At 73.4% G+C, this 9,697-nt stretch carries 12 protein-coding genes; 7 read left to right on the top strand and 5 right to left on the bottom strand.

From position 1 onward, the window contains the following. Nucleotides 1-544 (bottom strand): hypothetical protein (locus KS423_RS28740; RefSeq protein WP_224282684.1); only part of this gene is annotated, 544 nt, incomplete at its 3' end. 304 nt (nt 545-848) lie between these two features. Further along, nucleotides 849-1,907, bottom strand: a complete 1,059-nt coding sequence (locus KS423_RS28735; protein ID WP_224282683.1) for a hypothetical protein — start codon at nt 1,905-1,907, stop codon at nt 849-851. Nucleotides 1,908-2,041: 134 nt separating this feature from the next. On the opposite strand from KS423_RS28735, the gene dapE reads away from it, so the two are divergent. Next, nucleotides 2,042-3,118 (top strand): succinyl-diaminopimelate desuccinylase, encoded by a 1,077-nt coding sequence (dapE, locus tag KS423_RS28730; protein WP_224282682.1) that lies wholly within the window; start codon nt 2,042-2,044, stop codon nt 3,116-3,118. A gap of 111 nt (nt 3,119-3,229) precedes the next feature. Beyond that, nucleotides 3,230-4,039: a TIGR00730 family Rossman fold protein gene (locus KS423_RS28725; protein ID WP_224282681.1), complete on the top strand. Its 810-nt coding sequence runs from the start codon at nt 3,230-3,232 to the stop codon at nt 4,037-4,039. Nucleotides 4,040-4,107: 68 nt separating this feature from the next. Here KS423_RS28725 and folP read toward each other — a convergent pair whose 3' ends face one another. Continuing rightward, a complete protein-coding gene (folP, locus tag KS423_RS28720; RefSeq protein WP_224282688.1) occupies nt 4,108-4,920 on the bottom strand; it encodes a dihydropteroate synthase in 813 nt (270 codons plus the stop codon). 181 nt (nt 4,921-5,101) lie between these two features. Between folP and KS423_RS28715 the strand changes: the two genes are divergently transcribed. Continuing rightward, nucleotides 5,102-5,542, top strand: coding sequence for a DivIVA domain-containing protein (locus tag KS423_RS28715; protein WP_224282680.1), 441 nt, complete (start codon nt 5,102-5,104; stop codon nt 5,540-5,542). Further along, nucleotides 5,539-6,132, top strand: a complete 594-nt coding sequence (locus tag KS423_RS28710; protein ID WP_308020260.1) for a DNA-3-methyladenine glycosylase I — start codon at nt 5,539-5,541, stop codon at nt 6,130-6,132. Before KS423_RS28715 ends, KS423_RS28710 begins: the two co-directional genes overlap by 4 nt. A gap of 33 nt (nt 6,133-6,165) precedes the next feature. On the opposite strand, the gene KS423_RS28705 is transcribed toward KS423_RS28710, so the two are convergent. Further along, the gene (locus KS423_RS28705) at nt 6,166-6,966 is read right to left on the bottom strand and encodes an enoyl-CoA hydratase-related protein (RefSeq protein ID WP_224282679.1); all 801 of its coding nucleotides are present in this window, start codon (nt 6,964-6,966) and stop codon (nt 6,166-6,168) included. Nucleotides 6,967-7,263: 297 nt separating this feature from the next. Between KS423_RS28705 and KS423_RS28700 the strand changes: the two genes are divergently transcribed. Then, nucleotides 7,264-7,431 carry a DUF3117 domain-containing protein gene (locus KS423_RS28700; RefSeq protein ID WP_014137929.1) on the top strand — a complete coding sequence of 56 codons (168 nt, stop codon included), beginning with the start codon at nt 7,264-7,266 and terminating at the stop codon, nt 7,429-7,431. Between the two features lie 111 nt (nt 7,432-7,542). Here the strand turns inward: KS423_RS28700 and KS423_RS28695 are convergent, their stop codons facing one another. Continuing rightward, the gene (locus tag KS423_RS28695; RefSeq protein ID WP_224282686.1) at nt 7,543-8,175 is read right to left on the bottom strand and encodes an O-methyltransferase; all 633 of its coding nucleotides are present in this window, start codon (nt 8,173-8,175) and stop codon (nt 7,543-7,545) included. 288 nt (nt 8,176-8,463) lie between these two features. On the opposite strand from KS423_RS28695, the gene sigE reads away from it, so the two are divergent. Both sigE and KS423_RS28685 read left to right on the top strand, forming a co-directional pair. Beyond that, a complete protein-coding gene (sigE, locus tag KS423_RS28690; protein WP_374120044.1) occupies nt 8,464-9,195 on the top strand; it encodes an RNA polymerase sigma factor SigE in 732 nt (243 codons plus the stop codon). A 122-nt stretch (nt 9,196-9,317) separates the two neighbouring features. Further along, on the top strand, nt 9,318-9,697 hold a 380-nt coding region (locus KS423_RS28685), incomplete at its 3' end, for a zf-HC2 domain-containing protein (RefSeq protein ID WP_308020259.1).

Genomic DNA, 9,697 nt, shown 5'->3' with positions numbered 1-9,697 from the left:
CGGGGACGGCGCCGGTGAGCGTTTCGGCGCCCGGCAGGGCCTGGGTGACCGAGCCGGCCTCGGTGAGCCCGCCGAGCGGGCTGGTGCCGGCGGTGGCGCTGCGGGTGCCCGCGGCCTTGCCGGTGACGGCCTCGCCGAGCTTGCCGGCCAGTGTCGAGGCGACCTTCGGGGTGACCGAGGAGAGCTGACCGGCGGTCGCGGCGGTCTGGTCGACCGGGGCGGTCAGCGTGCCGGCCTTCTCGTTCGCCTCGGGCAGCTGCTGGGCGACGATGTTGCCGGCGGCGTCGGCGGAGGCCGGTACGCCCGCGGCGACGGTGGCCGCGCCGGTGGTGCCGGCGGCCTGGCCGAGCTGGTGGGTGGTGTGCTGGAGGGTGGAACCGGCGTCGGAGTTGGTCAGCTGGCCCAGCGGTGCCGCGAGGTCGCTCTTGGGCAGCAGGGCGTCCCCGCCCAGGGCGAACGCGGAGCCGGCCGCGACCAGCGGGGTCGCTCCGGCGGCCACGACGAGCGCGGCCTGGGCGATCCGGCGCGTGAGGGGGTGAGACATGGGGCTCCTCGAAGGGGTCTGGGTCCGTCCCGTCCGCCCAAGGGACCGGGCGTGGCCGACCGGGCGGACGACGTTGTTACCGCTTGAGAAGCCAGAAGGTTTCGGCCGATGCAAGGAAACTTCCTGACCGACCATCGGATCGTATGACCACAGCAGGGCGGCCCGCCGGGCCCGGTCGGACGCTGCCGAACCGGCCCCGGCCAAGGGGAGTGACGGTTCTCCACCCCGGTTCGCCGGAACGGGCGGTCGGTCCACCGGGGTTGACCGGAATCACCCGTCCGGCGGCAACCCGAACACCTGTGCGTCAGCTCTTGTCGGCCGGGGCCAGCGTGACCTGGACGAGCTTGGTCGAGGTGCCCGAGGTCTGGGTCTGCCAGCCGTCCTCGGACTTGGACTTGCGCCAGATCTTCCCGTCGTAGGCGACCGTCGCGATGCCCAGCTGCTGGGCCTGGGCGACCGCCCAGTGGGCGACCTCCCAGCCGCCGGCCCGCTCGGCGCCCACCCCGCCGTCCGCCCCCGCGTCCGAGGAGGAGGTCAGCGCGGCGGTGGCCGGGTCCGGGGTCAGCGAGACGGCGTTCTCGGCGCCCTTGATGGTCGAGGTGTAGCCGGTCGCCGGGGTCACCGTGCGGCCGAACTCCCGGCGCACCCGGTCGGACAGCACCTGGGCCCGGTCCGGCGCCGCGGCCGGGGTCGCGGTGGCGCCCGGGGTGGCGGAGGCGGAGTCCGCCGGGTCCGGCTTGGCGTAGTCGTGCACCACGCAGGAGAACGAGGCGGGCTCCCGGCCGGCCAGCGCCGAGGTGAGCAGGGTCGCCTTGGTCTCGTGCTTGGCGTAGGCCTGCGGGTAGCCGCTCTTCTGCACCGTCTGCGCGGCGTCGGTCAGCGGCATCCGGGTGTAGCCGGGGACCTTGACCAGGCCGTCCAGGAACTTGTTGGTCGCGTACACCGGGTCCGAGATCTGCGCCGGGGTGCCCCAGCCCATCGACGGCCGCTGCTGGAAGAGGCCGATCGAATCCCGGTCGCCGCCCGCGAGGTTGCGCAGCTTGGACTCCTGCATGGCGGTTGCCAGCGAGATCGTGGTGGCCCGGTCCGGCAGCGCGCGCGAGCGCGCCACCGCGGCGATCGTCGCGGCGTTGGCGGCCTGCGGCAGCTCCAGGGTGCCGTTGCCGGCCGCGGTCTTCACCGTGCACTCCTCGGACGCGCCCGGCTTGAAGCCGAACCACCAGATCCCGACCACGGCCAGACCGGCGACCAGGGCCAGGCCGAGCAGCCCGACGATCACCATCAGCAGGGCGCGCAGCGGCCCGCGGCGGCGAGTGGGCTCCTCTTCGTCGCCCAGCTCCTCGCTGCTCCTTCTCCTGGCCACCGTCGCCCCTCTCGCGCCTGCTTCTTGATCCGACACCGTACCCACTCGGACGGATGTGCGGCGCCCCCCGGTTGCCGAACCGAGTCCGATCCGTGTCACGGGGCGGCCGCACCGGGCGGACTAGGCTGACGCCCATGAGCAGCCCGAACCCGACGCCCCTGGACCTCACTCTCGACGGCGGCACGCTGACCGCACGGCTCGTCGACTTCCCCTCGGTGAGCGGCGACGAGCAGGCGCTCGCCGACGCCGTGGAGGCCGCGCTGCGCGGCTACCCGCACCTCACCGTGGACCGCCACGGCAACAACGTGGTCGCCCGGACGAACCTGGGCCGGGCCGAGCGCGTCGTCCTGGCCGGCCACCTGGACACCGTGCCGATCGCCGACAACCTCCCCTCGTACGTCGAGGGCGACCTGCTCTACGGCTGCGGCACCTCGGACATGAAGTCCGGCGTGGCCGTCCAACTGCGCCTCGCCGCCACGCTGACCGAGCCCAACCGCGACCTCACCTTCGTCTTCTACGACTGCGAGGAGGTGGAGGCCCACCGCAACGGCCTGGGCCACCTCGCCAAGGACCACCCGGAATGGCTGGCCGGCGACTTCGCGGTGCTGATGGAGCCCAGCGGCGGCATGGTCGAGGGCGGCTGCCAGGGCACCCTGCGGGCACAGGTGCGGCTCACCGGCGTGCGCGCCCACGCGGCCCGCAGCTGGCTCGGCGACAACGCCATCCACCACGCCGCCGAGGTGCTCACCCGGCTCGCGAACTACGAGCCGCGCCGGGTGGAGATCGACGGCCTGGAGTACCGCGAGGGCCTGAACGCGGTCCGGATCGACGGCGGCGTGGCCGGCAACGTGATCCCGGACGAGTGCGTCGTGACGGTCAACTTCCGCTACGCGCCGGACCGCAGCGAGGCGGACGCGGAGAAGCACGTGCGCGAGGTCTTCGACGGCTTCGAGCTGACCGTCACCGACTTCGCGGCGGGTGCCCTGCCCGGACTCTCCCAGCCGGCCGCCCAGGCCTTCGTGGCGGCCACCGGCGGCCAGGCCCGGGCCAAGTTCGGCTGGACCGACGTCGCCCGGTTCAGCGCGCTCGGCGTTCCGGCGGTCAACTACGGCCCCGGTGACCCGAACCTGGCGCACAAGCGGGAGGAGCACTGCTCGCTGAGCGCCATCGCCGAGGCCGAGGAGCGCCTGCGCGGCTGGCTGACCAGCTGAACCGCGCGCGGCACCGCTCGTCCGGCCGGCAGCCGAACGACATCTTCCGGATGCTCAACCGACCTTCCCCCGTTGCCTGAAAACGGGGGAGGGCGGGCGTAGGGTTTCGTCATGACAGGCACAGGAGACGAGAAGCGCTACGGTCACGGCCCCGAGCAGGTCGGGGTGCCGCGGAAGAAGAAGGCCTGGCCCGAGAAGCAGAAGGGCCCGGTGCTGGTGCGCCGGGACCAGGTCGGCACGAGCACCACGGACCAGCGTCTGCTGGACACCACCGGCCCCACCGACTGGCTGCACACCGACCCGTGGCGGGTGCTGCGGATCACCTCCGAGTTCGTCGAGGGCTTCGGCGCCCTCGCCGAACTCCCGCCCGCGATCAGCGTCTTCGGCTCCGCCCGGACCGCGGTCGACTCGCCCGAGTACGAGGCGGGCGTCGCCATCGGCCGGGCCCTCGCCGAGGCCGGCTACGCGGTGATCACCGGCGGCGGCCCGGGCGCGATGGAGGCCGCCAACCGCGGCGCCTCCGAGGCCGGCGGCCTCAGCGTCGGGCTCGGCATCGAGCTGCCCTTCGAGCAGGGCCTCAACGAGTTCGTCGACCTCGGGCTGAACTTCCGCTACTTCTTCGTCCGCAAGACGATGTTCGTGAAGTACGCGCAGGGCTTCGTGGTCCTGCCCGGCGGCCTCGGCACGCTGGACGAGCTGTTCGAGGCGCTCACCCTGGTGCAGACGAAGAAGGTCACCCGCTTCCCGGTGATCCTCTACGGCAGCGCCTACTGGGGCGGTCTGTACGAGTGGCTGAAGAACACCCTGGTCGAGCAGGGCAAGGCGGCCCCGCACGACCTGGAGCTGTTCCACATCACCGACGAGATCGACGAGGTCATGAAGATCCTCGCCGACGCCCGCCGGCCCACCAACGAGATCTAGCCGGAGCGACGAGCGTCGGCACCGGGTCCCGAGCGCTCCGGAGGCGAGCCGAGCGCCATCAAGGGGTCCTAGGCCAGCCCCCGGCGGGCGACCGCCGGGGGGCGGGTGCCCCGGATCGAGGCGACCATGTCCAGCACCTGGCGGGTCTCCGCGACCTGGTGCACCCGGTAGACCTGCGCGCCCAGCCAGGCCGAGACCGCGGTGGTGGCCAGGGTGCCGAGCAGCCGCTCGTCCACCGGCCTGTCCAGGGTCTCGCCGACGAAGTCCTTGTTGGAGAGCGAGACCAGCACTGGGAAGCCGGTCGCGGTCATCTCCGGCAGCCGCCGGGTGGCCTCCAGCGAGTGCCGGGTGTTCTTGCCGAAGTCGTGCCCCGGGTCGATGATCACCGCATCCCGCCGCACGCCCAGCTCCACCGCGCGCTCGGCCAGCCCCACGGTCACGCGCAGGATGTCCGCCATCACGTCCTCGTACCCGATCCGGTGCGGCCGGGTACGGGGCTCGGCGCCGCCCGCGTGGGTGCAGACCAGCCCGGCGTCGTACCGGGCGGCCACCTCGGCGAGCTTCGGGTCCACCCCGCCCCAGGCGTCGTTCAGCAGGTCCGCGCCCGCCGCGCAGACCGCCTCGCCGACCTCGTGCCGCCAGGTGTCCACGCTGATCACCGCCTCGGGGTGGCGCTTGCGCAGCTCGGCCACGAAGGGCACGGTGCGCCGCAGCTCCTCCTCGACCGTGACCTCGTCGCCCGGCCCGGCCTTCACCCCGCCGATGTCCAGGATCGCCGCGCCCTCGGCCATCGCCCGGTCCGCGGCGGCGAAGGCGGCCTCGTCGGCGAAGGTCGCACCCCTGTCGAAGAACGAGTCCGGCGTCCGGTTGACGATGGCCATGATCACCAGCTCGTCGTCACCGAATTCCCGCGGTCCCAGGCGCAGTGCCACCGATGTCTCCTCCACAGCTCCTGCGGGTGCGATGATGGCCCCCGGCCTCACTAAGGGACCATGCTGTCATGATCAGTGTGGTTACCTGCCACCACATAGCGGACCGGCCGGGAGTTCGGGAGGACAGCTCGTGTTCTGGGTGATCGTGGTCGCCATGGCCGTGGTGGTCGGCGGCGCCGCCCTGGTGGCGCTCGGCGGGGGCGGCTCGATGCCGGAGGCGGCACCGGACCGCATCTCCGCGCGACTGCCGCAGGACCGCCCGCTGGGCAAGGCGGACGTGGACGAGCTGCGCCTGCCGATGGCGCTGCGCGGCTACCGGATGGACGAGGTGGACGACGTCCTGGACCGCCTCGGCGCCGAACTCGCCTACCGCGACGCGCGGATCGCCGAGCTGGAGGCCGCCGCCCACCTGCGCGGCGCGGTCGAGGCGACCACCGCACCGGACCCGGCGGCCGAACCGCTGCCCGGACTGGAGCAGTTCGCCCGGGTGGTCGAGCCGGCCGTGGTGCTCGCCAAGCAGCCGGCCGCGGAGCAGGCCCCCGAGGACGCGAAGCCGGGGACGGAGAAGTGACGGAGGCGGTCGAGGGCGCGGTTCTCGGCGCGGACGGCCTGCGCCGCTGCGGCTGGGGCGACTCCACCGACGACTACCGGGTCTACCACGACACCGAGTGGGGCCGCCCGGTGCACGGCGACGACGCGCTGTTCGAGCGGGTCTGCCTGGAGGCCTTCCAGTCCGGCCTGTCCTGGCTGACCATCCTGCGCCGCCGCGAGGGCTTCCGGGCCGCGTTCGCGGGCTTCGAGATCGCCAAGGTCGCCGAGTTCGGCGAGGCGGACAAGGAGCGCCTGCTCGCCGACACCGGCATCATCCGCAACCGGGCCAAGATCGAGGCGGCGATCGCCAACGCGCGGGTCGCCCGCGACCTGGAGGGCGGCCTGGACGCGCTGATCTGGCAGTTCGCCGTCGATCCGGGCCGACCGGCCCCCCGCGCGATGAGCGAGGTGCCGGCCGTCACGCCGGAGTCGACGGCGCTGGCGAAGGCGCTGAAGAAGGCGGGTTTCCGCTTCGTCGGCCCGACCACCGCCTACGCCCTGATGCAGGCCTGCGGGCTGGTCGACGACCACCTGGCGGACTGCCACGTCCGCACCGGCGCCAAGGGCTGAGCCCCGGGCCCGGGTCCGGGCCCGCCAACTGCGCTAGCGGCCCAGGTACTTCGGCTTCTCCTTGGCGATGAAGGCGCGAACCGCGATCCGGTGGTCCTCGCTCTCGCCGGCCAGCGTCTGCAACTCGTCCTCCTTGTCGAGGAGTTCGTCCAGCGAGTGGGAGGCGCCGTACGCCAGCGACTCCTTGATGGCGCCGTAGGCGACGGTCGGGCCCTCGGCCAGCTCGCGGGCGAAGGCCCGTGCGGTGGCGGCGAGTTCCTCGGCCTGCACCACCTTGGTGGCCAGGCCCAGCTCCATCGCCTCGGCGGCCTTGACGGTCCGGGGCAGCATCAGCAGCTCGGTGGCCTTGGCGTGCCCGACCAGCCGCGGCAGCGTCCAGGAGGCGCCCGAGTCGGCGGTCAGCCCGATCCCGGCGAAGGCGGTGTTGAAGCCGGCCCGGTCGGACAGGATGCGGAAGTCGCAGGCGAAGGCGAGCGAGGCGCCGGCGCCGGCCGCCACCCCGCCGACGGCGGCGACGGTCGGCTTGCGCATCCCGGCCAGCGCCCGCACCAGCGGGTTGTAGTGCTCGGCGACGGTCCGCAGCGCGCCCTCGCCGGTCTCCTCGGCCCGCTTCAGCAGGGCCAGGTGCTCGTTCAGGTCCTGCCCGACGCAGAACGCCCGCTCGCCCGCCCCGGTCAGCAGTACGGCCCGCACCGCCGGGTCGGCGGCCGCGGCGGCCATGGTGTCGCGCAGTGCGATCTTGGTGGCGACGTCGAGCGCGTTCATCGCCTCCGGGCGGTTGACGGTGATGACGGCGAGGCCGCCGTCCAGCTCGTACAGCACGGAATCGGACATGGGTGAGGGCTCCCGGGGTCGTGGCGGTGTCAGTCGTGTGTGTCAGGATGCCGGAGCACGCGGGGGCCTGGGGAGTGTGAGGTATCGCACCTTCCGGTGGTGTCCACGCCGCCGCCACGCCGGGGCTTATGACGTGAATTGCGGCGGTTGGGGACGGTCCGGCCCTGGTTGCACCGAGAGTGATGTTGGTCATCAGCCCGTGGCATGCGGGATAATGGCTTCCGATCAATGCGTTCGATACCGGCGGTGGACGGACTGCCGGTGCGTAGCTGAGCGGTTGCAGGAAGGGGAACGAGCATGGCGGCCATGAAGCCGCGGACGGGTGACGGCCCGCTCGAAGTCACCAAAGAGGGGCGGGGCATCATCATGCGCGTTCCGCTCGAAGGCGGCGGACGCCTTGTGGTGGAGCTCACGCCTGACGAGGCCGACGCCCTCGGCGAGGCCCTGAAGAAGGCCTGCGGCTGACCGCAGCAGGTGCTCGCCATCTCCTGGAGATGTGCTGCCGGGCCCGGGTACGACGTCATGTCGGCCCGGGTCCGCACGTTTTCCGGGCCCGGCGCCCCGAGGAGGCCGGGCTCAGCGCTTGATGGCGCAGAGCAGCCCGTCCGAGACCGGCAGCAGCGCCGGCAGCAGGGCCTCGCTCTCCCGCACGTCCCGGACCAGGTCCCGGACCGCGCCGGTCTGCGGGTCCTGGAGCTCCGGCTCGGCCAGCCGGCCCTCCTGGAAGACCCCCTCGAAGCAGACCATCCCGCCCGGCCGCAGCAGTCGCAGCGCCTCCAGCAGGTACTCGCAGGACTCGGCCGGGTCTCCGTCGCAGAACACCAGGTCGTACTGGCCGTCGGCGAGCCGGGGCAGCACGTCCAGCGCCCGGCCCGGTATGAACCGGGAGCGGTTGGCCGCGAACCCGGCGGCCTGGTACGCCTCGCGGGCCAGCTGCTGACGGACCGGCTCCGAGTCCACCGTGGTGAGCACGCCGTCCGGCCGCATCCCGCGCAGCAGGTAGACCCCGGACACCCCGGTGCCGGTGCCGATCTCGGCCACCGCCTTGGCGTCCAGCGCGGCCGCCAGCAGCCGCAGGCAGGCCCCGCCGCTCGGCCCGATCGCCCGTATCCCGGTCCGCGCGGACTGTGCCCGGGCGTAGGTCAGCACCGCGTCCTCGCGCACGTAGGTGTCGGCGAGGGCCGCACGCGCGGGCCCGAACTCGCTGATGGCTGCCTCTTTCGGAGCCCCGGGCGGCGGCCCGGTGCCGAGGGATGTCGATATTTCCTGGCACAGATTACTGGCCGACCGGGAACCGCGTACGGCGGCGGGCCGTTGTCATGTCGGACCGGGCGCGGGAGACCTCCCGGGCACTTTTATCCGGGCTTGACGGGTGAGGTGGATATGGTGGTGGCCCTGCTGGGCAGAAGAGCCGACCGAGGAGGTGTGGCCGAGGGCGACGTCCCTGTGTGGCGGCACTCCCGCGGCACCGCGTCGGCCCGTACGCCGAAGCCCGTGATGAACCAGCCTGCGCACTCCGACCTGGACCAGCCCGTCGCCGCGCCGTCGGCCGCCGGTGCCACCGAGGCCCCCGCCCTCGCGACCTTCACCGAGGGCCACGACGCGCAGACCTGGACTCCGCCCACCTGGGAGGAGATCGTCGAGGCGCACAGCGCCCGCGTCTACCGGCTCGCCTACCGCCTGACGGGCAACCAGCACGACGCCGAGGACCTCACCCAGGAGGTCTTCGTCCGGGTGTTCCGTTCGCTGTCCACCTACACCCCCGGCACGTTCGAGGGCTGGCTGCACCGGATCACCACCAACCTGTTCCTGGACATGGTCCGCCGCCGCCAGCGCATCCGCTTCGACGCGCTCGGCGAGGACGCGGCCGAGCGGCTCGCCTCCCGCGAGCCCAGCCCGGCCCAGCACTTCAGCGACACCCACTTCGACGCCGACGTCCAGCACGCCCTGGACACCCTCGCGCCGGAGTTCCGTGCCGCCGTGGTGCTCTGCGACATCGAGGGCCTGTCCTACGAGGAGATCGCTGCCACGCTGGGCGTCAAGCTCGGCACCGTCCGCAGCCGCATCCACCGCGGGCGCTCGCACCTGCGCGCCGCGCTCAAGCACCGCGCCCCCGGTTCGGTCCCCGGCCGTGAGCGCCGCGGCGGCTCGGAGGAGCCGGTGCCGGTCGGTGTCGGCGCGGTCGAGGCCGCGGTCGCGCCCGGTGGGCGCGGACGGAGGCGACCGTGAGCGGAACCAGCCGGTCCGGTTCGGACCGGTCGGATGCGTCCGACCGGTCCCTGACCCGACGGGGCTGGGCCCTGCCGGGCCGTCGCGGAGGCGACGAACCCGGTGAGCCCGCGCTGCCCCCGGTGGCGCTGCCCGCGGACACGTCGCTGCACGCGCTTCCCGTCCGCCCCGCCGCACCCGCCGCCGAGGAGCACCACCTCGGCGAGCGCCTCTCCGCCTTCCTGGACGGCGAACTCGGCCACAACTCGCGCGACCGCGTCCAGGCCCACCTGGCGACCTGCCCGCAGTGCCTCGCCGAGGCCGACGAGGGCCGCGCCGTCAAGCACATGCTGACCCGCACCGGCACGCCCGGTCCGTCCTCCGCGCTGATGGCCCGCCTGATGGCCGTCGGCAACCTCCCCGAGGACGCTCCGGCGGACCGCGACTGGCCGGCCGGGCGCGGGCGCCGCGATGACGACGACGACCTGCCCGGTGGCGGGGTCGCGGCCACCGGCACGCTCGG

The sequence above is a fragment of the Streptomyces sp. LS1784 genome (genome assembly GCF_020103755.1).
Classification (GTDB): Bacteria; Actinomycetota; Actinomycetes; order Streptomycetales; family Streptomycetaceae; genus Kitasatospora.
This window is presented reverse-complemented; position numbering and strand designations above follow the sequence as displayed.

Coding starts and splice junctions, on each gene's coding strand:
- dapE (WP_224282682.1), top strand. CDS start 2,042: ATGAGCAGCCCGAACCCGACGCCCCTGGACCTCACTCTCGACGGCGGC.
- KS423_RS28725 (WP_224282681.1), top strand. CDS start 3,230: ATGACAGGCACAGGAGACGAGAAGCGCTACGGTCACGGCCCCGAGCAG.
- folP (WP_224282688.1), bottom strand. CDS start 4,920: ATGGCCATCGTCAACCGGACGCCGGACTCGTTCTTCGACAGGGGTGCG.
- KS423_RS28705 (WP_224282679.1), bottom strand. CDS start 6,966: ATGTCCGATTCCGTGCTGTACGAGCTGGACGGCGGCCTCGCCGTCATC.
- KS423_RS28700 (WP_014137929.1), top strand. CDS start 7,264: ATGGCGGCCATGAAGCCGCGGACGGGTGACGGCCCGCTCGAAGTCACC.
- sigE (WP_374120044.1), top strand. CDS start 8,464: ATGAACCAGCCTGCGCACTCCGACCTGGACCAGCCCGTCGCCGCGCCG.